This is a genomic window from Vibrio sp. D173a (genome assembly GCF_030248475.1).
In genome coordinates, this window is the sequence record NZ_JAHGAH010001403.1 from 1 (window position 1) to 754 (window position 754).

General features: G+C 35.3%; 1 protein-coding gene. It reads left to right on the forward strand.

Going from position 1 to position 754, the window contains the following annotated elements:
• Positions 1-598: 598 nt before the first annotated feature.
• Positions 599-754 (forward strand): ATP-binding cassette domain-containing protein (locus KIV40_RS33650; RefSeq protein WP_285353766.1); only part of this gene is annotated, 156 nt, incomplete at its 3' end.

Genomic DNA, 754 nt, shown 5'->3' on the forward strand with positions numbered 1-754 from the left:
AATGACTGCAAATTACTCCTTTAGAGTTATTTCAGCAATGCGGAGTAAACTTCTGTAAACCGAGAAAATGTGATGTAAATTCCAACAATACATCCTATTTTATTTGGTCTTATGGGTATATTTTGAACGCGATCACTAGAAAGTTATGAAATAGGTTTAATTCCGTAAACCGTATCAAAGTTTAATTATTTAAAATCAAAGATTACGTTTTTGAATACTTTAATGATCTAGAGCAATTTCTGAGAGTCGAATAAAACGCGCCCAATATAGATTGGATATCGAAATAGAAAAAACAGGTAACAGGAGTGACATTGTTTTTGGTATATAAGTTGAATAATTAATTGGTATTGCTTATTAGATAGGAGGGGATAGCAAGCGTGATCGTCGCTTGTATTGTCAAATTACTGTGAATTGCGTTCTTATATAAGTGCTTAACCTTGTCTAATTATGAGTGCTTTAACCTTTTAAAAACAGAATCTTAAGCTTGTCTAGACAAGTTGTTGTTCACCTCTCAATGTTTCATTTCTGCAAATAAAACGACACCGAATCTTAATATTTCATCGTCAAAGTTACCTTAAACCAAACAGGGACATTGACGATGAATCACATCATTGAAGTTAACAAGGTCAACAAGACATTCGGTGACAACCGCGCACTGAATAATATCAACTTGACCATTTCTAGCCGAAAGATGACGGCACTGCTTGGGCCTTCTGGCTCGGGTAAATCGACACTGCTTCGTCATCTAAGTGGG